Source organism: Streptomyces sp. NPDC058619 (genome assembly GCF_042717785.1).
Lineage (GTDB): Bacteria > Actinomycetota > Actinomycetes > Streptomycetales > Streptomycetaceae > Streptomyces.
Genome location: NZ_JBHXQN010000046.1, coordinates 20,697 through 46,166, shown reverse-complemented (window position 1 = coordinate 46,166; position 25,470 = coordinate 20,697). Strand labels below are relative to the sequence as shown.

Annotated in this window: 26 protein-coding genes; 9 read left to right on the top strand and 17 right to left on the bottom strand. The window is 74.7% G+C overall.

Going from position 1 to position 25,470, the window contains the following annotated elements:
* Positions 1-11: 11 nt before the first annotated feature.
* A complete protein-coding gene (locus ACFWTC_RS30275; protein ID WP_384029272.1) occupies positions 12-947 on the bottom strand; it encodes a YihY/virulence factor BrkB family protein in 936 nt (311 codons plus the stop codon).
* A 468-nt stretch (positions 948-1,415) separates the two neighbouring features.
* Between ACFWTC_RS30275 and ACFWTC_RS30270 the strand changes: the two genes are divergently transcribed.
* Together ACFWTC_RS30270 and ACFWTC_RS30265 are read left to right on the top strand one after the other, a co-directional pair.
* The gene (locus ACFWTC_RS30270; protein WP_383932696.1) at positions 1,416-1,577 is read left to right on the top strand and encodes a hydrophobic protein; all 162 of its coding nucleotides are present in this window, start codon (positions 1,416-1,418) and stop codon (positions 1,575-1,577) included.
* A 67-nt stretch (positions 1,578-1,644) separates the two neighbouring features.
* Complete coding sequence (locus ACFWTC_RS30265) at positions 1,645-2,013, top strand: PRC-barrel domain-containing protein (protein WP_383932698.1); 369 nt, start codon at positions 1,645-1,647, stop codon at positions 2,011-2,013.
* A gap of 76 nt (positions 2,014-2,089) precedes the next feature.
* Here ACFWTC_RS30265 and ACFWTC_RS30260 read toward each other — a convergent pair whose 3' ends face one another.
* From ACFWTC_RS30260 to ACFWTC_RS30245, 4 genes are all read right to left on the bottom strand, one after another.
* Positions 2,090-2,596: a C40 family peptidase gene (locus ACFWTC_RS30260; protein ID WP_383932699.1), complete on the bottom strand. Its 507-nt coding sequence runs from the start codon at positions 2,594-2,596 to the stop codon at positions 2,090-2,092.
* A gap of 920 nt (positions 2,597-3,516) precedes the next feature.
* Positions 3,517-4,071: a YceI family protein gene (locus tag ACFWTC_RS30255; protein ID WP_383932701.1), complete on the bottom strand. Its 555-nt coding sequence runs from the start codon at positions 4,069-4,071 to the stop codon at positions 3,517-3,519.
* A gap of 247 nt (positions 4,072-4,318) precedes the next feature.
* Entirely contained in the window at positions 4,319-4,609 is a 291-nt protein-coding gene (locus tag ACFWTC_RS30250; RefSeq protein ID WP_384029274.1) for a hypothetical protein, read from the bottom strand.
* 113 nt (positions 4,610-4,722) lie between these two features.
* The gene (locus tag ACFWTC_RS30245) at positions 4,723-5,100 is read right to left on the bottom strand and encodes a VOC family protein (protein WP_383932705.1); all 378 of its coding nucleotides are present in this window, start codon (positions 5,098-5,100) and stop codon (positions 4,723-4,725) included.
* A 235-nt stretch (positions 5,101-5,335) separates the two neighbouring features.
* On the opposite strand from ACFWTC_RS30245, the gene ACFWTC_RS30240 reads away from it, so the two are divergent.
* Positions 5,336-5,539: a cold-shock protein gene (locus tag ACFWTC_RS30240; protein ID WP_267719484.1), complete on the top strand. Its 204-nt coding sequence runs from the start codon at positions 5,336-5,338 to the stop codon at positions 5,537-5,539.
* Between the two features lie 130 nt (positions 5,540-5,669).
* Here ACFWTC_RS30240 and fusA read toward each other — a convergent pair whose 3' ends face one another.
* Positions 5,670-7,766: an elongation factor G gene (gene fusA / locus ACFWTC_RS30235; RefSeq protein ID WP_383932133.1), complete on the bottom strand. Its 2,097-nt coding sequence runs from the start codon at positions 7,764-7,766 to the stop codon at positions 5,670-5,672.
* Positions 7,767-8,272: 506 nt separating this feature from the next.
* On the opposite strand from fusA, the gene ACFWTC_RS30230 reads away from it, so the two are divergent.
* Positions 8,273-8,974, top strand: a complete 702-nt coding sequence (locus tag ACFWTC_RS30230; RefSeq protein ID WP_384029276.1) for an aminotransferase class IV — start codon at positions 8,273-8,275, stop codon at positions 8,972-8,974.
* 155 nt (positions 8,975-9,129) lie between these two features.
* The gene (locus ACFWTC_RS30225; protein WP_383932155.1) at positions 9,130-9,681 is read left to right on the top strand and encodes a DM13 domain-containing protein; all 552 of its coding nucleotides are present in this window, start codon (positions 9,130-9,132) and stop codon (positions 9,679-9,681) included.
* Positions 9,682-9,728: 47 nt separating this feature from the next.
* On the opposite strand, the gene ACFWTC_RS30220 is transcribed toward ACFWTC_RS30225, so the two are convergent.
* Positions 9,729-10,250 carry a TspO/MBR family protein gene (locus ACFWTC_RS30220; RefSeq protein WP_383932137.1) on the bottom strand — a complete coding sequence of 174 codons (522 nt, stop codon included), beginning with the start codon at positions 10,248-10,250 and terminating at the stop codon, positions 9,729-9,731.
* A 300-nt stretch (positions 10,251-10,550) separates the two neighbouring features.
* On the opposite strand from ACFWTC_RS30220, the gene ACFWTC_RS30215 reads away from it, so the two are divergent.
* Positions 10,551-11,054, top strand: a complete 504-nt coding sequence (locus ACFWTC_RS30215; RefSeq protein ID WP_383932139.1) for a flavin reductase family protein — start codon at positions 10,551-10,553, stop codon at positions 11,052-11,054.
* Between the two features lie 39 nt (positions 11,055-11,093).
* Here ACFWTC_RS30215 and ACFWTC_RS30210 read toward each other — a convergent pair whose 3' ends face one another.
* Positions 11,094-12,311 carry an aromatic acid exporter family protein gene (locus tag ACFWTC_RS30210; protein WP_383932140.1) on the bottom strand — a complete coding sequence of 406 codons (1,218 nt, stop codon included), beginning with the start codon at positions 12,309-12,311 and terminating at the stop codon, positions 11,094-11,096.
* A gap of 203 nt (positions 12,312-12,514) precedes the next feature.
* Between ACFWTC_RS30210 and ACFWTC_RS30205 the strand changes: the two genes are divergently transcribed.
* Positions 12,515-13,768, top strand: a complete 1,254-nt coding sequence (locus tag ACFWTC_RS30205; RefSeq protein ID WP_384029278.1) for an NAD(P)/FAD-dependent oxidoreductase — start codon at positions 12,515-12,517, stop codon at positions 13,766-13,768.
* Between the two features lie 108 nt (positions 13,769-13,876).
* Here ACFWTC_RS30205 and ACFWTC_RS30200 read toward each other — a convergent pair whose 3' ends face one another.
* The gene (locus ACFWTC_RS30200; protein ID WP_384029280.1) at positions 13,877-15,106 is read right to left on the bottom strand and encodes a glycosyltransferase; all 1,230 of its coding nucleotides are present in this window, start codon (positions 15,104-15,106) and stop codon (positions 13,877-13,879) included.
* Positions 15,107-15,614: 508 nt separating this feature from the next.
* On the opposite strand from ACFWTC_RS30200, the gene ACFWTC_RS30195 reads away from it, so the two are divergent.
* Positions 15,615-17,693, top strand: a complete 2,079-nt coding sequence (locus ACFWTC_RS30195; protein WP_384029282.1) for a glycosyltransferase — start codon at positions 15,615-15,617, stop codon at positions 17,691-17,693.
* Positions 17,694-17,703: 10 nt separating this feature from the next.
* On the opposite strand, the gene ACFWTC_RS30190 is transcribed toward ACFWTC_RS30195, so the two are convergent.
* Positions 17,704-17,859, bottom strand: coding sequence for a DUF6131 family protein (locus tag ACFWTC_RS30190; RefSeq protein ID WP_383932147.1), 156 nt, complete (start codon positions 17,857-17,859; stop codon positions 17,704-17,706).
* Here ACFWTC_RS30190 and ACFWTC_RS30185 point away from each other — a divergent pair.
* Positions 17,850-18,299, top strand: a complete 450-nt coding sequence (locus tag ACFWTC_RS30185) for a DUF6480 family protein (protein ID WP_384029284.1) — start codon at positions 17,850-17,852, stop codon at positions 18,297-18,299. The two genes, ACFWTC_RS30190 and ACFWTC_RS30185, sit on opposite strands and share 10 nt — an antisense overlap.
* Before the next feature lie 116 nt (positions 18,300-18,415).
* Here the strand turns inward: ACFWTC_RS30185 and ACFWTC_RS30180 are convergent, their stop codons facing one another.
* From ACFWTC_RS30180 to ACFWTC_RS30150, 7 genes are all read right to left on the bottom strand, one after another.
* Complete coding sequence (locus tag ACFWTC_RS30180; RefSeq protein WP_384029286.1) at positions 18,416-19,156, bottom strand: 4'-phosphopantetheinyl transferase family protein; 741 nt, start codon at positions 19,154-19,156, stop codon at positions 18,416-18,418.
* A 10-nt stretch (positions 19,157-19,166) separates the two neighbouring features.
* Complete coding sequence (locus ACFWTC_RS30175) at positions 19,167-20,465, bottom strand: MFS transporter (protein ID WP_384029288.1); 1,299 nt, start codon at positions 20,463-20,465, stop codon at positions 19,167-19,169.
* Positions 20,466-20,524: 59 nt separating this feature from the next.
* Positions 20,525-20,713 (bottom strand): hypothetical protein, encoded by a 189-nt coding sequence (locus tag ACFWTC_RS30170; protein WP_384029290.1) that lies wholly within the window; start codon positions 20,711-20,713, stop codon positions 20,525-20,527.
* A 539-nt stretch (positions 20,714-21,252) separates the two neighbouring features.
* Positions 21,253-22,560 (bottom strand): glutamate synthase-related protein, encoded by a 1,308-nt coding sequence (locus ACFWTC_RS30165; RefSeq protein WP_384029292.1) that lies wholly within the window; start codon positions 22,558-22,560, stop codon positions 21,253-21,255.
* Positions 22,557-23,540 carry an asparagine synthetase A gene (locus tag ACFWTC_RS30160; RefSeq protein WP_383930987.1) on the bottom strand — a complete coding sequence of 328 codons (984 nt, stop codon included), beginning with the start codon at positions 23,538-23,540 and terminating at the stop codon, positions 22,557-22,559. Before ACFWTC_RS30160 ends, ACFWTC_RS30165 begins: the two co-directional genes overlap by 4 nt.
* 104 nt (positions 23,541-23,644) lie before the next feature.
* Positions 23,645-24,991, bottom strand: a complete 1,347-nt coding sequence (locus ACFWTC_RS30155) for a methylaspartate mutase (protein ID WP_384029294.1) — start codon at positions 24,989-24,991, stop codon at positions 23,645-23,647.
* Positions 24,988-25,419 carry a cobalamin B12-binding domain-containing protein gene (locus ACFWTC_RS30150; protein ID WP_383930981.1) on the bottom strand — a complete coding sequence of 144 codons (432 nt, stop codon included), beginning with the start codon at positions 25,417-25,419 and terminating at the stop codon, positions 24,988-24,990. The genes ACFWTC_RS30155 and ACFWTC_RS30150 overlap by 4 nt, the downstream gene beginning before the upstream one ends.
* Positions 25,420-25,470: the final 51 nt, after the last annotated feature.

Here is a 25,470-nt window from a genome sequence, read left to right as displayed (position 1 = left end):
CCCCGCGGGGGTCAGGGCCGCAGGCCCCGCGCCGCCCGGGCCTTCGTACCGCGCGTCCGCGCCGCCCGGGCCCAGGACCACCGGGGGCCGGCGGAGCGCGCGGGGGCGGCGGGCAGGGGCTCCGGCTCCGGTGCGGCGGCCGCGGGGGACCGGCGCTGGAGTTCGGCGTTGAACTGCGCGCCGATGAGCAGCGACAGGTTCCCGAGCCACAGCCAGATCAGGAAGACCACGATCCCGGCCAGCGACCCGTACACCCTGCTGTAGGTGCCGAGCCCGCTCTGGCTGTACAGCGTGAACAGGAACGACGCGGTGAGCCACAGCACCGCGGCCAGCACGCCCCCGGGCAGCCCCCGCCGGGTGCGGCCGGGGCTCAGCCGGGGTCCCGTGCGGAACAGCACGAGGACGAGCGCCGTCACGACGAGCAGCAGCGCCGGCCAGCGGGCCACGGCCCAGGCCCCGCTGGTGTCGTGGCCCAGGAGCTGCGAGAGCCTGCGCACCGCGGGCGCCGACAGCAGCAGGAGCGCGGCCCCCGCGAGGAGCAGGGCCAGCAGGGTCAGGGCGGTCAGCACGATGGTGTGCGCGGTGCGCAGCGGCGGCCGAGCGTCGGGCACGCGGTGCATGGTGTGCAGGGCCCGGCGGAAGACCGCGAGGTAGCTGGACGCGGACCACAGCGCACTGAGCAGGCCGCTGATCAGCAGGGCCCAGGTGGAGCTCTGCGAACTGACCAGGCCGGCCAGCGCCTCCTGGAGCACCTGGGCGGACTGCGGCGGCAGGTACGAGGTGAGGTCGGTCATGAGCCGCTCGCGGGTCGGCGTACCGGCCAGGCCGAACAGGGAGACGGCCACCAGCAGCGCCGGCAGGAGGGCCAGCACCGAGTAGTAGGTCAGGGCCGCCGCGCAGTCGGAGAGGTTGTCGTGCCAGCCGCGCACGACGGTGCCCCGCAGCACGGCGCCGATGCGCGCGCGCCGGCGCGCGGGCGGGCGCGGTGACGACTGCGGGGACGGGGGCGGAGAGGACGGTGGGAACACCGGGCGCTCAGATTCCGGACCCGGACGAGGGGCGTGCGAGAGGAGACATGCCAGCCGTCTACCCCCTGCCCGGTCCGGCAGACGCCGGGGGCCGGTGAAATGAATCAGGCCGCCCATGGTGGGAAACGGTGGGAAACGGGAGGTGCGACGGGGGGCGTTCCCCTCTTGCGGCCGCGTCGCGGCGGCCGAGTCCAGAACATCGCCAGCGACCCGGCCGTGGCGATCCCGGCGGAGATGTTCCACTACGGCACGTCCAGGACGGCCCTCCTCGCTACGCCGATTCGATCCTTCCCCTGAGGGCTGGTCCCGCATGACCCGCCGGAGAGTCGGAGGGTTCTGTGTAAACGCGGAAGGGCGGGGCAGCAGAGGCTCTGGAGGTTGATAACAATGGTTCCCCTGCTTCTTGTTCTTCTGCTCGCCCTGATCCTGTTCGGTGCCGGTTTCGCCCTGAAGGCATTGTGGTGGATTGCGATCATCGTGCTGGTCGTATGGCTCGTCGGCTTTGTCGCCCGCCCCAAGGGCAGTAGCGGCCGCTGGTACCGCTGGTAGCCGTCGCGGCTTTTCGCGGCCGATCCGTTCGGCCATCGACCGTTCGATATGAAGGAGTTGTCTTTTCGTGACGAACAACGTGTGGGCCTATCGACAGACTTCGGGTCATCTCCGGGGTACCGATCTGACCGGATTCAAGGTCGAGGCGACCGAGGGAGTCATCGGCAAGGTCGACAAGCACTCCGATGAAGTCGGTTCGTCCTACCTGGTGGTCGACACCGGTGTGTGGATCTTCGGCAAGGAGGTCCTGCTTCCGGCGGGCGCCATCACGAAGGTCGACGTGGACGAGAAGAAGATCTACGTCGACCGTACGAAGGACGAGATCAAGGCCGCTCCGGAGTTCCACCGGAACAAGCACCTGGAGAACGCCGAGTACCACGAGCGGCTCGGTCTCCACTACGGCAACGGCGCCCCGTACGGCGGCCCTTCCGCCTGATGCTCCAACGCCCGGTCTCCGGGGGCCCGCACCACGGTGCGGGCCCCCGTCGGCGTGCTGATGGGGGTCTGCGTGGTCAACCGGCGCGGCCGTAGCGGACGTTCCCGCTCCAGATTCGCTCCAGCCGTACGCGGCTGCCCGGGCGGGGGGCGTGCCAGATCTTGTCGTGGCCGGCGTAGATGCCGACGTGTCCAACGGTCGAGCCCTTGGGGAAGAACACCAGATCCCCCAGTGCGCGGTTGCTGCGGGAGACGTGGGAGGTCTGCTCGTACTGCTGTTCCGCGGTGCGGGGCAGCTTTCTGCCCGCCTTCCTGAAGGAATAGAGCATCAGGCCGGAACAGTCGAAGCGTTTGGGTCCCGTCGCCCCGCGGGCGTACGGGGCTCCCTCTTTGGATGCCGCGACGGCAACGGCTCTGGCGCCGTACCCAGGGGCCGCATGGGCGGGCGAGGCGGGGCCGGTCAGTATGCCGGCGGTCAGGGCGACGAGGATGGGAAAGACGCGAGGGATTCGAAATCTGGCGGCGCGGCGAGCAAGTGGGTAACCCTGTCGAGTCTTACGGGAGTCGGCCCTGGGGACGGACATCGCAGTACCTCCGCGTTCGGATGCAGATAGCGGTCGATCGGATACCTGAAGGCCCTGCTTTCAGTGACGTGATTCCTGGCGTTCAACGGCCGACAGTTTTCTCCGATGGCGTCCCGAATTCCTTTCCGGACATGGTTTGGATTGTATCGATTCTGTAACAGATCTGCGAATATATGTAAAAACGACACGCGTTGGCGTCGGCGTGTCGGGCCACGGGAAGGTGCCGCCCCACTGGGGGTCCCGTCGGAGGGGTGAGGGAGCCGCGGAGTCGGGCCCTGGTGGCGCCCTGGCGGCGGTGCGTGACCCGGACCGGCGCCGGCCGTCGAACGGGCTTGAGTTGAGGGGGCGTTGAGTCCGCTGCCCGTGCGACGCGCAGGGGCAACGGGCGGGCCGCCGCATCCGACCACCACGCGGGCGCCGCCGCCCTGTTCCGGCACCACGAGCACCAACCCCAACCGGGCCACGGGGTGCGCGTGCGCGGGCTCGCGGTGCGCCCCCGCAGCGACGGCCCGGAGCAACTGGGCCCGCGGCGCACGGACATGCGGCCGGCCCCACTGCCGACGGGGGACCGGCGCGTAGCGGAGCTCACGGTCCTCGTCCTCGCCCGTCACGCGGGGGGACGGCTCGACGGGCTGCGCGCGATCCGCTCAGCGGCGCACGTCCGGGGCGGGCTCTCTGCCATCGTTGCGGCCGGTGGCACGCACGGGTGCGGGGCGCAGGGCGCCTCCGGGAGTACTGCGGGCAGGAGCGGGGACGCCGCGCCCTGCGCGAAGCGCCCGGTTCCACATCGAGGCCGGTGCGGGGCGGTTCCACCACGGCCGCGACGCCGACGTGCGGCGCGGCGGCCCCGGTAGGGGACCCCCGCCGGACCGCCGCTCTGCCGGACCGGCGGCGGCGACTTGCCAGGGCTCTGCCGGTGGTCAGGGCTGCCGGATCGCGGACACCTCGAACTCCAGGACCACCTTGTCCCCGACCAGGACGCCACCGCCCTCCAGGGCGGCGTTCCAGGTGATGCCGTAGTCCTTGCGGCTGATCGCCGCCGAGCCCTCGAAGCCGACGCGCAGGTTCCCGTACGGGTCCGTGGCGCTGCCCTGGAACTCGAAGTCGATGCCGAGGGGGCGGGTGACGTCCTTGATGGTGAGGTCGCCGGTCAGCCGGTAGGCGGTGTCCCCGAGCCGCTGCACACCGGTGGACACGAAGGTGATCTCGGGGAAGGCCGGTGCGTCCAGGAAGTCGTTGGTGCGCAGGTGCCCGTCGCGCTGCTCGTTGCGGGTGTCGATGCTCGCGGATTTGATCGTGATCGAGGCGGAGGACTTGGAGGGGTCCTCGCCGTCGAAGTAGCCGCTTCCCTCGAACTCGTTGAACGCGCCGCGCACCTTGGTGACCATGGCGTGCCGAGCCACGAAGCCGATCTGGCTGTGCGCGGGGTCGAGGGCGTAGTTCCCGGTCAGTGAGGTGAGGGGGGTGGTGGTCATGGACCTGCTCCGCGGGGGCTCGGGGACGGGGACGAGATGCGCTCGTCCACGCTAGCCACGCTCGCCGCGACAGGCGTTCGACCGCGCCCGGACGTCACCCGATCGGCCAGGGCCGGTGCCCGGCGAGTCGCCGTGCCGCGCCCGGCCGCGTTCCCGTTGCCGCGCGCGGCCGGGTCCCCGCCGCGTTCCGTGCGGCGACCCCGCCGTGATCCGACCCCGCCGTGATCCGCCCCGCGCGCGGACCTGTTCAGGAACGCGGGGCGGTGGCGATCTCGTCGCGGATCAGGTTGCGGTGCTCCTCGTACACGAGGTGCGCCTCGTCGCTCGGAACCGCACCCGTGTCCAGGCCGCACAGGCACGTCACCGTGGTCTTGCCGGTGGGTACCCGCCCGGTCCACTGCTGTGCGGGGGTTTCCTGCGAGTCGAGCGCCGTGTCGTGGTTCTCGTAGCGGAGTTTGTGCCGGTACGCGGGCGTGCGCGGCTCGCGCGGGAGGGACGCCGGGCCGGTGCTGTCGAGGGTGGATCGGTACTCGCTCATGCGCCCATCATCCCGTGCCGGTGCGCTCCCGCGGCAAACCCCCGCCCGGGACACAGCCCGATGGGTGCACGTACGGCTGCCGGAGCGCGTGCCGGCCTTGCCCGGGGCGCCCCCTACTCGTCGACCAGGGACAGGACGTTTCCGGCCGGGTCCTTGAACCAGGCGATCGACGGCATGGCGCCGCCCTCCCCGCGGGCGATGCCCTTGGCGTCCTGGTCGAAGCCCGGATAGCGCTCGAAGGCCACCCCGAGGGCCGCGAGGGCGTCGACCCTCTCCTCGATGTCGTCCACCGGGAAGTTCAGCACGGTGAAGTCCGCGGGCCGGTGGTCGTCCTTGGGGTACAGCAGCACGGAGCCGCCGCCCCCGAGGTGCAGGAAGAGCATGTCGTGCTCCCGCGTGACCCGCAGACCGAGCGTTCCGCCGTAGAACTCCTCGGCCTTACCTACGTCGTCCACCGAGAACCCGCTGAATGCCTTCGTGTCCCGGAACATGATCACTCCTGTCTCCGCGGCGGCCCCCTCCCATCTTCTCCCCGACGGCCCGCGGGCGGCGCGCGCAGTGCCCGGCGGGTGGTCCGCCGGCCGGGGTGTGATCGCGGCCGCGACGAATTCCGGCGAGCAGGTGTAGACGCCGGGCGGCACGGGGAGGAAGGTGTCGGGTGCCCGACCACGGGCACCCGGGCGGCCCCGATCCGGGCCGCTCGCAGCATTGGACAGAAGGACGAGCATGGCCAGCGGCACCGTGAAGTGGTTCAACTCCGAAAAGGGCTTCGGCTTCATCGCCCAGGACGGGGGCGGACCGGACGTCTTCGCCCACTACTCCAACATCTCCGGCAACGGATACCGCGAACTGACCGAGGGCGAAACGGTGTCGTTCGACATCACGCAGGGCCAGAAGGGCCCCCAGGCGGAGAACATCATCCGCGCCTGAGCCCCCGCCCCACCCCGCTCGACGACGGCTCCCGCACCGGAAGGTGCGGGCGCCGTCGGCGTACCAGGAGGCGGCCCCGGGCGGGCACCTCGGCCCGGCGCCGCCGCAGCCCGGGCGCCCCGGCGCGCGGCTACCGGGCCGGCAACGCGTCCGCGACCGCGGCCGGGACCGGCGCGAGGCCGGCCGGGCGGGTGGTGAACGTGCCCCGCCCCTGGGTACGGCCGCGCAGCCGCGAGGCGTACCCGAACAGCTCGGCCAGCGGCACGGTCGCAGTGATCACCGCCGTGGCCGACTCCGCGGTGGACCCCGAGACCCGCCCGCGGCGGGCCGCGAGGTCCCCGAGGACGCTTCCCACACCGTCCTCGGGAACGGTCACCGTGACCTCCACGACCGGTTCGAGCAGCTCCACCGCACTCGCCCGCAGCGCCTCGCGCAGCGCGAACCGGCCCGCGGCGCGGAACGCGAGCTCCGAGGAGTCCTTGGAGTGGACCGCCCCGTCGGTGAGCGTGACCCGCAGGCCCGTCACCGGGTACCCGCCGAGGGGGCCCTCGGCGAGGGCGTCCCGGCAGCCGGCCTCGACGGCACGCGCGTACTCCTGCGGCACGCGGCCCCCGCCGACCACCGACCGGAACGTGAAGCCCGCAGTCCCGCTCGCCCCGCCCTCCTCGGCGGGCTCGACGTCGATGACGACGTGCGCGAACTGGCCCGCGCCACCGTCCTGTTTGACGTGCCGGTAAACCAGGCCCGACACCCCGCGCACGACGGTCTCCCGGTAGGAGACCTGCGGCCGGCCCACGACGACCTCGACCCCGTGGCCGCTGCGGATCTTCTCCACCGCGACCTCCAGGTGCAGCTCGCCCAACCCCGACAGCACGGTCTGGCCCGTCTCGGCGTCGGACCGCACCGCCAGCGACGGATCCTCCTCGACGAGCCGCGCCAGCGCCGACGCGAGCCGGCCGGTGTCGGCGCCGCTGCGGGCCTCGACGGCGACCGAGACCACCGGTTCCGCCACCGGCGGCGGTTCGAGGACCAGCGGCGCCCCCGGCGCGCACAGGGTCGTGCCCGCCCGGGCCGCCTTCAGCCCGATCACGGCGACGATGTCACCGGCAACCGCCTCCTCCCGTTCCTCGTGCCGGTCGGCCTGGACCCGCAGGATGCGGCCGACCCGCTCCGTACGGCCCGTACCCGCGTCCAGTACGGATGCGCCCTTGCGGAGGGTGCCCGCGTACACCCGCAGGTAGGTGAGCCGCCCGGTCGCGGTCGCCGTCACCTTGAAGGCGAGCGCCGTGAACGGCTCCTGCGGATCGGGCGCGCGCTCCTGTTCCGCACCGCCCGACACGCCCCGTACCGGCGGCATGTCCGCGGGCGACGGCAGGTACGCCAGGACCGCGTCGAGCAGCGGTTCGATGCCCCGGTTGCGGTACGCCGAGCCGCACAGCACGACCACGCCGTCGCCGCGCAGCGTCAGCTCCCGCAGGACGCGGGCCAAGGTCGTGCCGCTCAGCGCCGAGGTCGCGCAGAACTCCTCCAGCGCGTCCTGATGGAGCTCGGCCACCGTCTCCTCCAGGAGCCGGCGCCGCCGGCCCGCCTCCTCGCGCAGCGGTTCGGGGACCGGGCCCGCCTCGTACGTGTCGGAGCCCGCGCGCCAGAGCAGCGCGCGCATGTCCAGCAGGTCGACGACACCGGTGAAGCCGTTCTCCCGCCCGACGGGCAGCTGGACCACCAGCGGGACCGTGCCCAGCCGGTCGCGGATCGAGGCGACGGCCGTGTCGAGGTCGGCGCCCGCCCGGTCCAGCTTGTTGACGAAGGCGATCCGCGGGACCCCGTGCCGGTCGGCCTGCCGCCACACCGTCTCGCTCTGGGGCTCGACTCCGGCGACGGCGTCGAACACCGCGACCGCCCCGTCGAGGACCCGCAGGGACCGCTCGACCTCGTCCGAGAAGTCGACGTGCCCCGGAGTGTCGATCAGGTTGACGCGGTGTCCGCCCCAGGTGCAGCTGACGGCTGCGGCGGAGATGGTGATGCCGCGGTCGCGCTCCTGGGCGTCGAAGTCGGTGACGGTCGTGCCGTTGTGGACCTCGCCCCGCTTGTGGATGGCGCCGGTCGCGAACAGGATCCGTTCGGTGATCGTGGTCTTGCCGGCGTCGACGTGGGCGAGGATGCCCAGGTTGCGGACGGTGGTGTGGGCGGGGGAGGCGGTGGCGAACGGTCGCCGGTCGGTGCGCATGGCCCGATGCCTTTCGAACGATGGGGAAGAGGGCGGCGCGATTCCCCGACGACGCTCCCCACGCCCGCCGCCGCCGGTCCGCGGCGCGCGCCGGTGCCCCGCGGAGGGGAGCACCGGGCAGCGGGCCGCGGCGTGACCGTGCCGCCGGGACGGAGTCCGGACGGGACGGGACGGGGAGCGGGAGGAGCGGACGCTAAGCGCGCGTCAGGGGCGTACGGTGCCGGCCGCGCGGCCGGCACCGCGCCCCGTGAGACACCGGGATCACGTCGTACCGGGACGGGGGAGCGAACGCGGCGGCGGTGCGGTGCGTGCACATGGTCCGGCTCCCCTTTTCTTCACTCGGTTCGAGGCGCGCGCCGCCCTGTCGGCGGTGCGTGTGGTGAGTGTAGAGAGCGAAGTGCACCCGCGGCACGGGGTTTTCGCGCGGGCCGGGACAGACCGAGGACCCGGGGAGTGAAGGTCTCCCCGGGCCCTGGGCCGCATACACCGCGGGGACGTCCCTCCAGGTGCGCGGGGGCGCCGTGCGCGGCCTGGAACTGCACCTCCGGCGGATGGAGGAGGCGTCCCGGGAGCTGTTCGACGAGGCGGCCGACGCCGGGCGCATCCGGGCGCTGATCGGGCAGGCGGTCGCCGCGGCCGCCGGGGACGGCGACGCCTCGGTGCGCGTCACGGTCGTCCCGCACGAGAGCTCGACGGCCCGTACCGACGTCGTGGTCGCCGTCTCCGACCCGGTCTCCGACGCCCCGCGGCCACCCCTGTGGGTGCGGACCGCGGTCTACGAACGGGAACTGCCCCACCTCAAGCACGTCGCGACGATGGGACTCACCCACCAGGCGCGGGCGGCGCGGAAGGCGGGCTACGACGACGTCCTCTTTCTCGGCAGGGACGGCGCCGTACGGGAGGGTTCGGTCTGGAACGCCGAGTTCTGGGACGGCGAACAGGTCGTGTGGCCCGACGCCCCCGTGCTGCCCGGGATCACGATGCAGCTGCTGCGGGCGGCGTTGACGCGCGACGGGGTGCCGTGGACCACGCGCGTCCTGCGGACGGCCGACCTGCCGCTGCTGCTGTCCGCGGCGGCGGTCAACTCGCACTGTGCCGCACAGCCGGTCGGACGCGTCGACGGGGTTGACCTCGCGCGCGACGCGGGCGCGCTGGTGAAGGTCCTGAACAGCGCCTGGGCGGGCGTCGCGTGGGAGCCGCTCGGCTGAGACGCCCGGACGGGACGGGCGCGTCGAGTGGCGCCGTAAGGTTTCCGTCACCACCTCTGACCTGGTACCCGGCGGCCCGGACCCGTTGAATACGGGGAACGGATCCCTTCACGGATTCCTTTGAAGATCCCTTCGAGGAGGCAGCACCAGTGGCAGTGTCAGAGACGAAGCAGCGGCGCGGCAGGCTGTTCACCGGCGGCCTGGTCGCCGGGACCCTGATGGCGGGGGTGGGGCTGTACTGGTTCCAGCCCTGGAAACTGTGGCAGGACACGACCGTCAGCGACGCCCTGCCGACCGCGCCGGCGGCCGCCGCCCCGCCCGGAGCCGCTTCCCCGACCGGTCCCGCCGCCCCGCCGACCACGCTGGCCGGCGGCACGTTCACCAGCCACGAGCACGCCACCACGGGCAAGGCCGCCCTCATCCGGCTGCCCGACGGCTCCCACACGCTGCGGCTGGAGAACCTCGACACCAGCGACGGGCCGGACCTGCGGGTGTGGCTCACCGACGCCCCGGTCCTGGAGGGCGTCGCGGGCTGGCGCGTCTTCGACGACGGCGCACACGTGAGCCTCGGCAAGCTGAAGGGCAACAAGGGCGACCAGAACTACGCGATCCCGGCCGGCGTGAACCCGGCCGACTACACCAGCGTGACGATCTGGTGCGACCGCTTCGACGTCTCCTTCGGCGCGGCGGCCCTCACCACAGCGTGACCCCGGTCGGTCCGCGCCCGTGCCCCGGGTGCCCTGCCCGCTCCCGCCTACGTGTTGAGCTGCCAGACGGCCGCGTTGAGGGCGGCCGCGAAGGCCACCCACAGCAGGTAGGGGAGGAACAGGAGCGCCGCCGTGCGGCTCAGCCGGCGGAAGAGGACCAGCGTGGTGGTGACCGCCGACAGCAGCAGGGCGATGTCCAGCAGGGCGAGCCCGTACTGGCGGGCGCCGAAGAACAAGGGCGTCCAGGCCAGGTTGAGGGCGAGCTGTACGCCCCACCAGGCGAGGGCGCGCCGGGCGCGCGAACGGTCCGGGTGGCGCCAGACCAGCCACCCCGCGACGGCGATCGCGGCGTACAGGACCGTCCACACCGGGCCGAACAGCCAGGCGGGCGGTGCCCACGCCGGCCGTCGCAGCGCCCCGTAGACGTCGCCCGCGTCGGCGGAGGCCAGGGCGCCGAGGGCGGCGACGCAGAAGGTCACGGCGAGGAAGGCGGCGAGGGCCGCCCAGCTCTTCGCTCCGCCCTGCCGAGCGGGCGTCGATGTCGATGTCGGTGTCGCGGATGCTGACACGGCTGGACTCCTGGCGGATTCGGCTTGCTCCGGGGTGGCGCCGCCCGCGCGGTTTGTCGACTGCCGCGGCGGCCCCACGTCCTTCCTTCTGTCCCGGGGCGCCCGTCGGATTCGCCATCGCCGGGGGAAGGCGACGCGACCGCGCTTCGCGGACGGCCCCCGCGTCCCGCGGACGGCCCCGCACCGGACGCCGTCGCCGGTGTGGCGGGGCAGCGCCGTCGACCGGTCGCCCCGGCGCACGCTTGACCGGAGGGGACGCGGGGCACCCGCCCCGTACGGGACGCACCACGAGGAGCCACTGTGCCGGATCTGGACGCCTTCACCGAAGAACTCGACGGTGCGATGTACGTGGTCACGGCCGCTGCCGGGGACCGGCGGGCGGGCTGCCTGGTGGGCTTCGCCTCGCAGTGCTCGATCCACCCGCCGCGGTTCGTGGTCTGGCTCTCCACCGCCAACCACACCTACCGCGTCGCCCGCGGGGCCTCCCACCTCACCGTCCACCTGCTGCGCAAGGACCAGAAGGCGCTGGCCGAGCGGTTCGGGAGCCTGACCGGAGACCGCGTCGACACGTTCGCCGGGACGGACTGGCGGCCCGGGACGGAGGGCAGTCCGGTCCTCGCGGAGGCCGACACCTGGTTCACCGGCCGCGTCGAGGGACAGATCGAGGGCGGCGACCACGTGGGCTTCCTCCTGGCCCCCGTAGCCGAGGGCCGGCCCGACAAGGGCCGTCCCGCCGGGAGCCCGCACCCCGCCCCGCTCCAATACGGCGACGTCCGGGACGTGGAGCCCGGCCACGCGCCCTGAGCCGGCGCGCGGCAGGCCCGCGGGCGGGCCTCACCGGCCTCAGCGGGACCGGGAGCGGGTGAGGGAGCGGGCGCGTCGGGTCAGGCGGTGCAGGCGGGGATAGCGCTCGCGGCGCGCCCGCGCGTGCCGGTCCAGTTCCTCCATCAGCCGCTCGGAGCGCTTCTCCACGCTCAGCTCGTCCAGTACGCGGTCCGCCTCGGCGAGCAGGGCCCCGTACAGCTGCCACTGCCCGGGGTGGCGTGCCATCTCCTGCGGCAGCAGGGCGGCGAGGCGCTCGCGGCTGTGGCGGGCGGTGGCCAGTTCCTCGGAGAGCCGGGCCTCGGCCGCCTCCGCGTTGGCGCTGACCTGGGCCGTGATGAGCTGGGCGAAGGACTCCACCGCGACCGCCGTGTGCTGGTACAGGTCGTTGAGCGCGAAGGCCACCTTCGGCGGGAAGAGCGGCTCGTCGCCGCGGAACCGGGCGAGGTCGGTGAGCGTACGGCAGGACACGCGCAGCACCACCGCGCAGATCTCCAGCGTGTCCAGCCCGGTGCGCAGCACCAGCCGGAACATGAGCCCCTCGCGGACGCGCGGATTGAGCCGCAGGCTGTCCTCGGCCTGCCGCAGCGCGCCGTCGACCTCGGCGATGTCGTTGTCGAGCCGGCGGGCCTCGTGCAGGCGGGCGGCCGCCTTCTCGACCGTCGTCGTGTCGCCCGACTCGTCGCCGATGTGCAGCAACAGGGTGCGCATGCGCGCGGCCAGGTCGGTGATGGCCTCGCTGGCGGGACCGACCCAGACCGGCGGGACGAACAGGACGTTGAACGCGAGGCCGACCGCGGCTCCGATCAGCGTCTCCAGCACCCGGTCCCAGGCCGTGTCCGCGACCCGCGTCACGCCGAGGACCAGCATGGCGCTGATCGCCACCTCCGGGACGAACTCGCCCGCCTTGACGACCCGGCCGACGACGAGCGAGGCCAGGATGATCAGGCCCAGGCTCCACCACGTCAGTCCGACCAGGGCGCTGAAGCCGATCGCGAGCAGCACGCCGGCGACGACCGAGTTCACGCGCCGGATGCCCGTCGTGAGCGTCGTGTACAGGGTCACCTGGACGACGAGCAGCGCGGTCAGGGGCGCCGTCAGCGGAGCCGGCTCGCTGCTGAGCCGCAGCGCGATGACGTAGGAGACGACCGCGGCGGCGGTCGAGCGGAAGGCCTGGACGACGGCCGGCTCCCGGTACCGGCGTACGAGGTGGAGCAGACGGGCAGTTGCATGTGTCATACGCCGTGCCTGCCCCGATCAGGCGAAACCATCACCGCGGAGTTCACCCGGTCCGCCCGCCGCCGGCGGCGTGGCGAACCCGCGAACGGTTCCCGGAGCGGTCCCGGAGTGACCCGGAGTGCATCCTCCGGGGCGTCGGCGGCGGAATGAACCGCGTATCCGGTACCCAGGAGGACGGGGACGGACGGAGAGCGGAGGACACCGTGCACACGCGTCGGACGAGTCGGAACGTACTGGTCGTCGGAGCGGGCCTGGCGGGGCTGGCCTGCGCCCGCGACCTCGCGGCGGCCGGGCTGCCGGTACAGGTACTGGAGGCCGGTGACGCCGTCGGCGGCCGGGTCCGCAGCGACCGGGTGCGGGGCTTCGTCATCGACCGCGGGTTCCAGGTTTTCAACACGTCCTACCCGCAGGTCAAGGCCCGGATGGACCTGCGGGCCCTGAGGCTCTCGCCGTTCACCCCGGGGGTGGTGACCCATACGGGCGGGGGGCGGCTGCGGCGGCTCGTCGACCCGAGCCGGCGACCGCGCGAGGCACGCCGGTTGCTCGCTAGCGGCGTGTCCCCCCGGGACCTGGCCGCCCTCGGCGCGCTGTCCGCGCGCGACGTGTGCACCCCGGCGGCGCTGCTCCGCAGGGACGGCCGGGAGCGTACGACCCTCGAAGTGCTGCGCGGGGCCGGGTTCTCGGACGCGTTCGTGGAGGAGTTCTTCCGGCCGTTCCTGTCCGGCGTGTTCCTGGAGGACGAACTGGAGACGTCGGGCCGGGTCTTCCACCTCGTTTGGCGCAGCATGCTGCGCGGGACCCTCTGCCTGCCCGCCGCCGGCATCGGGGCGGTGCCCGCGCAGCTGGCCGACGGCCTGCCCCCGGGCACGGTCCGCCTGGAGAACGCCGTCACCGCGCTCACCGACGACGGCGTGCTCACCGCGGAGCACGGCGAACTGGCCGCCGCCGCCGTGGTCGTGGCCACCGGGCCGGGTGTGGCCCGGCGCCTGCTGGACGGTGTCGAGCCGCCCCCCTACCGGACCGTGACGACCTGGTACCACGCCGCCCCGGGCCTGCGCGGGTACGGGCCCGACCTGGTCACGGACGTGGCGCGCCGGTTCCTGAACACCTGCGTCCTGAGCGAGGTGTCTCCCGGCTACGCGCCCCCCGGGACGTCCCTGGTGGCCACCTCCGTGCTCGGAACCGGCTCGCCCGGCACCGGGACGGCGCTGCTCGGGACGCTCGCGGAGGTGTACGGGACGGACACCGCGTCCTGGGAGGAGGTGGCCGTGCGCACCGTCGAGGAGGCGCTGCCGGCGATGACCGGCCCGTGGCCGCTCTCCCGCCCCGCCCGGCTCGGCGCGCACCGGTACGTGTGCGGGGACCACCGGGCCACCGGCTCGGTGCAGGGCGCGCTGGCCTCGGGGGCCCGAGCGGCCCGCGAGGTCCTGGCGGACCTCGACGGGCCGGCCCGCTGACGTCCCGCCCCGCGCGCGGCGCGGCCCGCTGACCGTGCCGCACGGAGCTGCGGCCGCAGGCTGCCCCGTCCGGCCGGCTGCCCCGTCCGGCCCGCTGGTACGTCCCGTTCAGGCCATCAGCGCCACCAGCCGCCGGGCGGCGCGGGCCGGGCCCAGGGAGCGGACCTGACGGCTCAGGCCCGCCAGCCCGTGCCCCGGGGCGTCCAGCAGTGCCGACACCGCCTTGCCCACGTCGTCGGCGCGCAGCCCGTGCGGGTCCAGGCACAGGCCGGCGCCCGCCCGCTCGGCGTCGTGGGCGATGGCGAACTGATCGCTGGAGAACGGCAGTACGAGAGCCGGCACCCCGGCGGCCAGGCACTCCGTGAACGAGTTGTTGCCGCCGTGGTGGACCATGGCGTCCACCCGCGACAGCAGGGCCTGCTGGGGGACGGTCGCCGCGATCGCCGTACGGGGCCCCGCCAGGTGCGCGAGTACGCCGGCCCGGTCGCCCGCGGCCAGGATGACCGACACGTCCGGCCGGGCGGCGAGGATGCCCCGGCACACCGTCTCCAGGACGTCCTCCCGGGCCGAGAGGAAGGTGCCGAGCGCCACCAGCACCACGCGGCGGCCCGCCCGCCGCAGCCGGCGCAGCTCGGTCTCCCAGAACGGGCCCGGGCCGGCCGGTTCGGCGCGCGTGCAGTGCCCGCTGAAGACGTACCGGGGGTCCTGCTGCGGCCCGGGCAGCCAGTCCAGCCGCGGATAGTTCAGGACCACGGCGTGCGGGGAGCTCAGGGAGAACGCCCGGCCCGGCGCGGGCCGGTGCGGGGTGTGGCGCGCGGCGAACGCGGCGAACAGCGCGGTGAAGGCGACGTCGTTGGCCCGCGCCTCCCGGCGCAGCGCGAGGAGGTCCGCCGCCGGGGGCCGCACGGCCCGCGGCCAGGCGTACGGCACCCCGAACAGGGCGCCCGCGGAGTGCGTGAGGTAGCTCGGGTGCCCCGGGCAGAACGTCGCGTACGGCAGGCCCAGGCAGTGCAGCGCGAGCGTCACCGCATAGCTCAGCTGGTCCACCACGTACCAGTCGGCGGGCCAGCGGGAGTGCAGCGCGCGCAGTTCCGCCAGGACGCGTTCGGGCTCCGCGAGCATGTCGGCCCGGCGGTGACGGGCCTGGGCGAGCAGCGCGGGGACGGCGCCCGCGCGGGTGGCGTCGAGGAACTCCTCCAGGCGCGCCGCCTCCTCCCGGCCCTGCGCCGTGCGCCGGGCGATGCCGGTGTTCGCGTTGCGGGTGACCGTCAGCGGTGTGAAGTCCACGCCCGCGGCCCCGGCCAGGGGAGCGAAGGCCTCGGCGCAGGCGAAGCGCACCTCGGCCCCCGCAGCTCGCCGGCCAGCACGGACAGCGGCTGTGCGTGGGACCGGAAGGGGGGTGCGATCACGTGGACGCGGCGCATGCGGGGCTCACTTCCGTAGGTCGGCTCCGGGCTCGAGGCCCTCGGCACTGGTACGCGGTATCCGGCACTCGGCACTTCGGCTGCTCTTCCGCCGTCCGGCCCGCTATGGAGGCAGCACCCGGCGAAAAGGGCCCCGGCGGGCCCCGCGCCCGGCCCCGGGGGATGCCGGTGTGTGCCGGACGCCCGGTCCACCGCGCCGTGCGCCCGGTCCACCGCGCTGGACCCCGGCCGCGCTGGACCCCCGGCCGCACCGGGCCCGTGGGTGCGCGCCGCCCGCCGCCGCCAGGCCTGGGGGCGCGGCGCGCGGCGGGCCGGGCCCCGGTGCGTCGGCACGCGCGCCGCGTGAGGGCCGTCCGCATCCGAAGCGGTCGGACCGGCGGAAGCACGGGTGACCTCCCACCCGAGCGAGAGAGCAGGGCCCCGTGGACTCAGCCGCCCCGCACGACCGGCCGGATCCGTTCGTCGCGGTCCGCCACGCGTTCTGGACGCCCGGCGCGCCCCCGGGGCTCCCGCTCCCGGCCGGGGCGCTGGCTCCCTACCTGCGGGCCGAGTACCTCCCCTCCGGGCAGGCCGGCGCCCTCTCCGATCCCGTCGACCACCGGATCGCCCGGATGCGGCGGTCCCTGCGCCTCGGCCCGGCCACGCCGCCGGAGGAACTCGTGGCCGCCGCCCGCTGCGGGGACCAGCGCACGCGCGGCACGGTCACCGAAGCGTGGCCGGGCTCCCTGCGCCGCTACGGGGCCGATCGCGCCCGGCGCGCCCTGGGCGACGAGCTGCCGCGCTGTACGGACCCCCGTACGGCGGCGTTCCTCCTCGACCTGGCCACGGCGGGCCTGCTGAGGCCCCTGGAAGTCGTCCGCTGGGCGCGGCTGCGGGAACGGGAGGTCTTCGCGGCCCGTCCCGCCCGGCACGCCCTGTGGCGACACCTCGCGAGACACCCGCAGGACCGCGGCCTGCTGCCCGCGCCGGAGACGGCCGCCGACCCGTACGAACGGCTCCTGCTCGCCGCCGTGTCGGGTGCGCGGCTGCTCGACCCTCCGCGGATCCCCGAGGGCGGGGGACTCCTGGTCGTGCAGTCCATGCTCCTCGGCGCCATGGACAGCCCCGGCGAGGGGGCCAGTGGCGGTCTCGGGGTGCTCCTCGGGAGCCTGGGCGACGCGCTCGCGTGCACCGCCCCCGTCGACGGGGTCATCACCCTCGTGACCGGTGGTGGCGGCCCGGCCCCGACCCGGGAGCGGGACACGGGGCTCCTGCGGCCGCGCGGCCCCGGGCACTGGACCCTGGGCCTGCCCGCCGACACCTACGCCGATACCGATGCCGACACGGGCGCCGGTGCGGCGGGCGCCGACACCGCGGGCACGGTCACGTGGTGGACGGGGCGGCTCCTCGGCGAACTGGCCCGCCGGCCCGACCTGGTGCACGTCCGGTACGCCGACGACGGCTCCCTCGCCGTCGCGGAAGCGGCCCGGCGGCTGGGTGCCCGCGTGGTCTTCACGGCCACACCGGACCCGCACCGCCGCATGAGCGAGCGGCACGCGGGCGACCGGGTCCGTACGGCGGCCGACCGGGAGGAGCTGCGCCAGGACCTGCACCGCGTCTTCGCCGCAGACCGGCTGGTCGAGCGGGCCGACGAGGTCGTCGGGATTCCCGGCCCCGGCGGCACGGCCGAGCTGGTCCGCCACTTTCCGCAACTCGCGGGCGTACGGGGCGGCATGGGTCCCGCCGCGCCCCCGGAGGGCATCACCGCCCACCGGCCCCTCCCCGACGAGCACCCGCGCGGCGAACGGCTGCTGGAGCTGCTGTTCGGTGCGGGCGACCGGCCGTCGGCGCTGGATCCGGCGGCCCGGGGCCTGCCGCTCCTGCTGACCGTAGGCCGGCTGCACCCGCTCAAGCAGCAGCACGTGCTGGTCCGGGCCTGGATCGAGTCCGGGCTGCACCGGCGCTCCACGCTGGTTGTCGTCGGCGGATCGGCCAGCGCGCATGCGGCGGACGCGGCGGAACGCGAGGTGCGTACCGCCATCGCGGGCCTGTGCGCGGCCCACCCCGAGGCCGCCGCACGCCTCGCCCTGGTCCCCGCCCTGCCCAACTCGGAGGTGCGCTGCCTGGAACGGGCCCTGGCCCGCTCCGCCACCACCGGCCGGGCCCACTACGTCTGCCCCAGTGCCAAGGAGGAGTTCGGCATCGCGGTCCTGGAGGCCATGGACGCGGGTCTGCCCGTCGCCGCGACGGGCCGCGGGGGCGTCCCGCACTACCTACGGGACACGGTCAACGGCCTGCTCCTGGACACGTCCTCGGCCGTGCGGCTGGCACAGGGGGTGGAACGGCTGCTCGCGCTGCCGGACGGCGACGTCGCCGCGATGACGGCACGGGCCGCCGAGACCGTCCGCGGCGACTACTCGATCGAGGCCGCCGCGTCGGCCTTCGCCTCGGTCTACGCGGGCATGGCCCGGGCGGCGGAACGCGAATGCCTCCCGGCTCGGGGCCGGGAGGCATTCGCGTGAGACCGGACGGCTACCAATAGTGACGCCTCCCGCCGACCGCGTGACCGACGGACCCCATGATCCACAGGATGGCACCGATGACCACCAGGATGATCCCGAGGGTCCAGAGGATGGAGATGCCGAGGAGCCAGCCGATGATCAACAGGACGATTCCGAGTGCGATCATGTTTTTTCTCCCATCTCGCGATCGGCTTCTGCCCCATCCCGGCGACGGCATGCCTGCGCGGGCCCACCGGCCGGATCCGGCGGGCGGGACCTGCCCCGCACGGCCCGTACGCCGCGTGCGGCAGTCGCGTACGGGGCCCGCGCGAACCGAAGCGCTGCACGAACGTTGCGCACCGCCCGCGCCTCGGAAGGCTCCCATACTGGAGAAGCAGCGGCCACTGGAGAGCAGCGGCACCGGACCCGGGGGGATTAGAGGGCACCATGAGCGCACACCTGCTCCCGCCGGGAGAGACGCCCCCTGCCGAAGGCTCCACCGCCGAGGCCCACCAGGAGCGGCCCGACGGGGGCCTGTGGGAGCACCCCCGGTTCCTGCTGGCGCTCATCGTGATCGGCGCCGCCCTCGTCGCGGGGTTCTTCGCGGCCCGGATCGCGGGCTTCTGACCCGACCGGGGTCCCCGGCCGGACTGGAGCGGTCGCCGCGCGTCAGCGCCCCGCCTGCGTTCCGGATGACGTGCGCCTCACCGGGTCGCGCCTCACACGACTGCACCGCTCCCGCATCAATCCGGCCCGCCTCCCGGCCCGCGGTCCCGCGCGGTCCGCAGGGCGACGGCCGCGCAGTGGCCCTCCGGGACCAGGACGTCCGTCAGAGTCCAGCCCGGCAGGGGGGCCGGGGCGGGTCCCGAGCCGACGTAGTCCGCGGCCGGGTTCTCCGACAGGCCGACCCCCAGGCCCTTGAGGTAGGCCTCCTTGCGGGTCCACACGCGGGTGAAGGCGGGCGAGCGCTCCCCGGCGGAGAGGACCGCCAGCTCGGCGGCCTCCCGTGGGTGCAGTACGTCCGACAGCTCCGGGATCGTGCGCGGCGCCACCAGCTCCTCCACGTCCACCCCGACCGGCGCGGCCGCGAACGCCAGCAGGCTGATGCCGGCGCAGTGCGAGAGTGAGAAGTGCAGGGCGCCGCCCGGGAGTACGGGCCGTCCGTGCGGTTCGTCGCAATGGGCGCACGGGGCCCGTTCGACGGTGACCTCGCGCGGGGCGAGACCCAGGTACGCGCCGAGCAGCCGGCGCAGCGCGACGTGCGCGCAGACGTACGAGTCGCGGTCGGCCGCCCGCACGAACTCGGCGGCGCGGGCCAGTTCCTGCGCGTCCAGCGTGCCCGGGGCGTGCCGGGCGGCGTGCGCCCGGTAGTCGGTGGTGTCCACGAGCCACAGCTGCGGGCTCGCGGCCACCAGGACGGCCCGGGCCGGTCCCGGGTCCGACAGCCTCTCCGGTGGCAGGAGTTGCCGTGTGACCAGTGTCATCGGATCCTCCTCAGACGGCCGCGGGGACGGGGAGCTCCACCGGCACCGGCTCCTCGGCCCGCGCGGGGTGGCGCAGGGCGATGACCGCGGCCAGCGGCGAGACGAAGGCGATCACACCGCACAGCAGCCAGGTGGTCTGGACGCCCAGGACCAGGGAGAGCGAGCTGAAGACGGCGATGGAGATGGGGGCGGTGCCGATGCCGGCCAGGGAGAGGGTGGACATGGCCGCGCCCATCCGGTCCTCGGGGGCGGACTGCTGGTAAAGGGTCACGATGGCGGGCCCGTTGAGCCCGGACAGCAGGCCGACTCCGGCGGCGACGGTGGTCAGGGAGACCACGGACGGCATCAGGGCCATCACCAGGATCCCGGCGGCGAGGCCGACCCCGGTGACGACGAGGCGGACGAACATCGGGATGCGGTGGGCCATCGCGGCGCCGACCGCGCTGGAGCCGAGGGCGCCCACGCTGAACGCGGCCAGCACCACGCCGACGGCGCCGACGCCCCAGCCGCGCTCGGAGACCAGCAGGGGCAGCGCCACCTCGGCGGGCCAGCTGAAGGCCAGGTCCAGGCAGAGGGCGGCGATGAACATCCAGCGCAGGCGGGGGTTGCGGGCCAGCAGCCGGAATCCGTCGCCCGACCGCTTGACCAGGGAGACGCCGGGCTCCGGCTTCGGGCGGACGAACCCGTGGGTGACGTGCAGCAGGCAGCCGAGCCAGATCGCGCCGGTGACGGCGCCGGCGACCATGGCCAGCCACAGTTCGCCGACGGTGATCAGGAAGGCGCCGGCGGGGGCGCCGAGGATGGGCGCGACGCGCAGGACCATGGCGTAGAGGGAGTTCGCGCGGGCCAGTTGGTCGCCACGGGCGAACATCGGCAGCAGGACGCCCGAGGCCGGGCCGGCCAGTCCGAGGAGCACCCCCTCGATCAGGGCGATCACCACCAGCGGCCACAGCTCGTGCGAGGTGGCGGTGACGACGGCTCCGACGGCGAGCAGGACGACGCGGGCGGCCGTGGTCCGCAGGAGGACGAAGCGCGGGCCGAGGGTGTCGGCCACCGCCCCGCCGAAGATCAGCATGAGGGCGCGGGGCACGGTCGCCGCGAGCATCAGCAGGGTGACCGCGCGGGTGCCGCCGATTTCGACGGCGGTCCAGTTCATGGCGATGAGCAGGGCGAAGCTGCCGAGCTGGACGGCGGCCTGGCCGCCGACGAGGGAGCCGACCCGGCCCCACTGGACCGGCGCCGATGCCGGCGGCGGGGCCTGAGGCTTCGGGGCCTGCGGCTGCTCGGCCTGCTGTGCGGGGGTGTCCATGGTGCACCTGTTCTCTGCGAGGGGTGAGGGACGGAGGGGTGAGGGAGGTGGGAGTCGGGTCAGACGTGGTGGGGGCCGGCCAGGGCGGCGGCGACGGCCCGGCGGGCGGCGCGCGCCAGGTCGGAGCTCCGGGGGGTGGCGCCGGTGGTACGCAGTTCCAGGCGGCCGCCGAGATGGCCGAGGCCGGCCGAGCCGAGGGCGCGGTACGCGGCCGTGGCCGCCACGGCGGTGGAGCCGGTTCCGGGCACGGGGCCCACGGTGACCCCCGGGACCTCCGAGAGCCGGAACCGCCCGCGCACGCAGGCGGCGTGCCGCCGGCGCCCGCCGGGCCCGCGCCGCCCGGCCCGCCGTCCCGTACCGCGCGGGGCGGCCGACGGGGCCGCCCCGCCCATGCCCCGCCCGCCCGCCCCGGGGCCGTACTGCCCCTCGGCGGGCTCCGGGAGAGTGCCCGAGCCGGGTGCCGGGGCGGGCTGCCGGGCGGGGCCGTGGCCGCCTTGGGCGGGTGCCGGGCCGGGCCTCGTCCCGGGCCCCGGGCCGGACCGTCCGGCGGCGAGGGTCGGATGGGGAGCTGACGTGGCTTCTTGGCCGGGCTGCGGTGCGCGCCAGTGACCGCCGCCCCGGGCGGGTCTTGGAGCGGGCCTCGTGCCGGGTGCCGGGGCGGGCTGTCCTGTGGCGGGTTCCGTGAGGGAGGTTGAGACGGGTGTCGGGGCGGGCCTTGTTGCGGGTTCGGGTGCCGGGGTGGGGCGTGCGGGGTTCGCGGCGGGTGCCGCCGCGGGGCGGGGGGCGTTCACGCCGGGTTTCCGAGGGGGATCGACGGGGGCGCCGCGTGGACCGGGGCGTCCGGGGACCACAGGTCCGCGGGGTCCAGGTCGGCGACGCGGTACTTCCCGACCGCGCTGACCAGCAGCCGCAGTTCCAGTGCCAAGGCCTCCGCCAGGCGGACCAGGCCCGCCTCGCCGTCCTCGTCCACCGCCAGCAGCGCCGCCCGGCCCAGGCCCACCGCCGTCGCGCCGAGCGCGAGCGCCCGTACCGCGCGGCCGCCCTCCCAGATCCGCCCGGTGGCGAGGAGGTCCCCGGCCGGCCGGCCGATCCGGCGCAGGCACTCCCCGAGCGGCAGCCCGACCTGGTCCAGGAACACCCGAGGCGCCCAGCCGGTGCCGCCCTCGGCGCCGTCGACCGTGACCGCGTCGGCGCCCGCCGCCCACGCCGTCGCGGCGGCCCGCGCGATGTCCCGGCCCGGGTGGAACTTCACCCAGGTGCGGGCCAGCGGGAAGTTGTTCCGCATGAACCGCAGCTGCTGGCGGACGATCTCATCGGTGAAGGTGCCCGGCGTCGCGCAGCGCAACTGCCGCGCCGCCCCGCCGCCCAGCAGGTCCCGTACGGCGAACTGACCGGCCAGCCGGCCCGCTTCGGCCGCGCCCACCACCGTCATCCCGCCGAGCCCGGGCTTGGCGCCCTGGCCCACCTTCAGTTCGAAGCCGAGCCGTCCCGAGTCCCGCAGGGCGCGGGTCCCCGGGTCGCTGTAGAGCAGGTTCCACACCTCGGAGTCGGCGTCCTCGGTGGACTGCTGGACCACGACCCCGCCGGTCCCGTCCGGGACGGCCTCCGCGTACGCCGCCACGCGCTCCAGCAGCGCCGAGCGGGAGGCCCCGTCCGCGCCGCCCCGGGCGTACCCGTGCACCGGCACCATGTTCTCGCCGATCACCATCGGGATGCCGAGCCGGGCCGCCTGCCGGCCGGCCGCCACCCCGAGGTCCCCGCTGCCGGCCCGGGTGGACCCGAACGCCGAGAGGTACAGCGGGAGCCGGGCGGCGAAGCCGCCGACCGAGGTGTGCAGGTCCACGTCCTCGTACGAGGGCTCGCGGCCCAGGTCGATCAGCTTCTCGAGCCGCCGCGGCATGAAGACCGGCGGCGCGATCCGCAGCGCGTCCAGCGCGTCGGGCGCGTCCGCGCCCCCGGCCGGCCCGTGCCCGCCGCCCGCCCCGAACAGCTCCGCCCCGTAGGCGTCCGCCGCCGGGAAGACCTCGGCGGTCCCCGCCCGGGCCCGGGCCCGTACCGCCCGCTCCGGGAACCCCGGCGCACCCAGCCCGCTCACGGCGCGATCACCCCCGGCAGCTTCGGGTAGGCGCTGACCCGCCAGAGCGCGTCCAGCCCGGTCAGGAACCGGACGAGGCGCTGCAGTCCCATCCCGAAGCCGGCGCTGGGCTCGATGCCCTCGCGGGCCATCTCCAGGTACCAGGCGTACTTGGCCGGGTTCTCCCCGCTCTCCCGCATCCGGGTCACGATCGCCGCGTAGCCGGACTCGCGTTCGCTGCCGCTGACCAGCTCGCCGAAGCCGCCGTGCGCGATCAGGTCGAAGTTGCGCAGCACGCCGGGGCGTTCCGGGTCCTCGCGGTCGTAGAAGCCGCGCGACCCCTTGGGGTAGTCGTTGATGAAGAACGGGCGGCCGGCCTCCAGCGAGAGGACCTCCTCGCCCGCCCAGTCGATCTCCGCGTCCGGGCTCTGCGGATGGCCCTGGCCGATCAGCCGCGCCACCGCCTCCCCGTGCGTGCAGGAGTCGAACTTCCCCGACCGCAGCTCCGCGAAGTCCATCTCGTCCCGGCCCAGTTCGCGCAGCACCTCGGGAACGGTCGTCCAGACGTGGTCCACCACGCTGGTGAGCAGACCGGCCGCCAGCTCCTGGACGTCGGCGCGGCTGCCGCCCGCCAGTTCCACGTCGATCTGGTGGAACTCCACCAGGTGGCGGCCGGTGGCCGCGGTCTCCGGCGGCTCCACCCGGACGTTCGGGGCGATGTAGAAGAGGCGCGGAAAGCCCTGCAATGAGGCCTGCTTGTAGAGGATGGCGCTCGTCATCAGCTTGTACGGCTGGCCGTAGTAGTCGACGTCCAGCGCCTTGGCGCCGCGTCCGCCCGGGTCGGTGACCGGGCCCACCAGCGGGGGCAGCAGCTCCACGAAGCCCTCGCCGCGCAGGAACTCCCGCGCGGCGTGGAGTACTTCCTGCTGGACGAGCATCGCGGACCGCAGCTGCGGCGAGCGCAGGTGTGCAGCCAGCGGGGGAGGGGTCGAGTGGTCCATGTCGGCTCCTGTTCGTCTGCGTATTGGTAGGGGCGGGGCAGGACGGGGTGGGGCCGGCGGAGGGGCCGGCGGGGGTGCGCCCGTCGGAGCGACGGTGGCGCCGTTCACGCCGGGCTCCGCACGCCGCCGGCCCCGGCCCCGTCGTCGTAGCGCCGCGCGACCCGGCCCAGGGCGGCCAGCAGCCCGTCCGAGGTCATCGACCGCACGGGCGCCAGCGCCCGTCCGCCCGGGGGCGCGTACGGGGCCACCGGCATCGCCCCGGTCTCCGACCAGCGCAGCCGCCCGGCCGCGTCGACGAAGCTGCGCGAGCGCCCCGCGTTGTCCGGGTGCAGGCAGTACGGGACGTCCAGCACGCCCCGGGCGAACGCGGTCCGCAGGGACCGGCCGAGGTCCTCGCCGAGCTCCAGCACGGCCTCCACGAAGGCCCGCGCCTCGCGGTACACCTCGCTGTCCGCCGACTGTGCGGGTTCCCCCGATGGCGTCGTCAGCGCCGCGGTGGCCGCGGCCGTCTCCAGCGCCCGTACGTTCTCCAGCACCGTCGGGATCCGGTGGGCCTCGGCGGCGGTCTTCACGATCAGCCGCTGCGCCCCGGCCGTCACCGCGAGCCGCGCCGAGGCCTCCAGCAGCCGGGTCGCCCCGCGCTCGGTGTGCGGGAAGACCCCCATGTACGTGTAGAGCACGACATGGCGGTCCACGTCCGGGGGCAGGAACTCGCCGGCCAGCCGGCGCAGCGCCCGTACGGCTTCCGTGTCCTGCGCGGGGTCGGTCTGCTGCGCGTAGCTGAGGGACACGCTGCGGATGCCGTGCCGGACGAAGAACATCCCCTCCAGCAGGCTGATCGCCACCAGCAGTCCGGGCGGGCAGAGCTGGCCGAGCATGCAGCCGCCGAAGCTCTCCAGGTGCGGGACGCGCGCCGCGGGCACCAGCGTGGCCAGCAGCTCGCAGCAGCGCGCCCAGTTGTCCACGGACTCGGCGAGCGGGGTCCGCCCGTAGGGCAGGCAGTACGAGACCGGTCCCCCCTCGGTGGCGTCCAGTCCGGCGGCGGCGAGCGCCCTGACGATCGCCTCGGGCCGGGAGGAGCCGTGCCGCACCTGGACGGGGAACCCGGCGTCCAGCACGCCCGCCAGCAGCCCCCGGGTCAGTTCGGCGGAGTGGGCCGCGATCGGGTAGCCGTTGAGCGGGACCCCCTCGGCGAGGGCGGCGCGCGCGGCGGCGTGGTCTCCGACCCGGGTGTAGCTGTCGATGGTCAGGGTGCCGACGCTGGTGGCCACGGCGGACTTGGTGCGCTCCAGCCCCGCCCGCATCCGGCGCGGGTCGCCGAAGCCCATGCGGGGCTGTACGACGAGCTGCCCGGAGGCGGCGGCCTCGGCGACGAACGCGCCGAAGGACGGGGAGGGCGGTGGTGCGGGCAGGGGGGCCACGTTCGGTGCGGCGAGCGTGGCGGCGGTCATGCGACGGCCTGAGCGGCGGCAGCGGCGTCGAGCGAGGTGAGGAAGGTCCGCAGCGCGTTGACGTCGCCGTCGTCGAAGACGGCGTCGCAGCCGGCGTCGAGGAGGCGCCGGCGCTGCTCGGGGTCGGCCGTGCCGGCCACGCCGAGCTTGCCGCCGATGACGACCGGGAGGGCGAAGCCGGATCCGCGCAGCGCGCGCACGGCGCTGAGGCCGTCCCGGTAGCCGTGCCCGTTCACACTGCTGATGACCACGAGACCGGGCTCCTCGGCCGTGCAGGCTCCGGTCAGCAGCTCGTCCGTGACACAGGGACCCAGATTGCGGACCGGGTGCCCGAGCTCCTCCAGGAGCAGCTGCAGATAGACGAGATTCCAGGTGTGGGAATCCGAAGCCGTACCCGTCAGCAAGATGTTCACATTCCTTCTTCGCATACGGAGAATATAGGAAGGCACGTGCCCGGTGAGGGGCAGTCGGACCGGCAG

Coding starts and splice junctions, on each gene's coding strand:
- ACFWTC_RS30270 (WP_383932696.1), top strand. CDS start 1,416: ATGGTTCCCCTGCTTCTTGTTCTTCTGCTCGCCCTGATCCTGTTCGGT.
- ACFWTC_RS30260 (WP_383932699.1), bottom strand. CDS start 2,596: ATGTCCGTCCCCAGGGCCGACTCCCGTAAGACTCGACAGGGTTACCCA.
- ACFWTC_RS30255 (WP_383932701.1), bottom strand. CDS start 4,071: ATGACCACCACCCCCCTCACCTCACTGACCGGGAACTACGCCCTCGAC.
- ACFWTC_RS30250 (WP_384029274.1), bottom strand. CDS start 4,609: ATGAGCGAGTACCGATCCACCCTCGACAGCACCGGCCCGGCGTCCCTC.
- ACFWTC_RS30245 (WP_383932705.1), bottom strand. CDS start 5,100: ATGTTCCGGGACACGAAGGCATTCAGCGGGTTCTCGGTGGACGACGTA.
- ACFWTC_RS30240 (WP_267719484.1), top strand. CDS start 5,336: ATGGCCAGCGGCACCGTGAAGTGGTTCAACTCCGAAAAGGGCTTCGGC.
- fusA (WP_383932133.1), bottom strand. CDS start 7,766: ATGCGCACCGACCGGCGACCGTTCGCCACCGCCTCCCCCGCCCACACC.
- ACFWTC_RS30210 (WP_383932140.1), bottom strand. CDS start 12,311: ATGACACATGCAACTGCCCGTCTGCTCCACCTCGTACGCCGGTACCGG.
- ACFWTC_RS30190 (WP_383932147.1), bottom strand. CDS start 17,859: ATGATCGCACTCGGAATCGTCCTGTTGATCATCGGCTGGCTCCTCGGC.
- ACFWTC_RS30180 (WP_384029286.1), bottom strand. CDS start 19,156: ATGACACTGGTCACACGGCAACTCCTGCCACCGGAGAGGCTGTCGGAC.
- ACFWTC_RS30175 (WP_384029288.1), bottom strand. CDS start 20,465: ATGGACACCCCCGCACAGCAGGCCGAGCAGCCGCAGGCCCCGAAGCCT.
- ACFWTC_RS30160 (WP_383930987.1), bottom strand. CDS start 23,540: ATGGACCACTCGACCCCTCCCCCGCTGGCTGCACACCTGCGCTCGCCG.
- ACFWTC_RS30155 (WP_384029294.1), bottom strand. CDS start 24,991: ATGACCGCCGCCACGCTCGCCGCACCGAACGTGGCCCCCCTGCCCGCA.
- ACFWTC_RS30150 (WP_383930981.1), bottom strand. CDS start 25,419: ATGCGAAGAAGGAATGTGAACATCTTGCTGACGGGTACGGCTTCGGAT.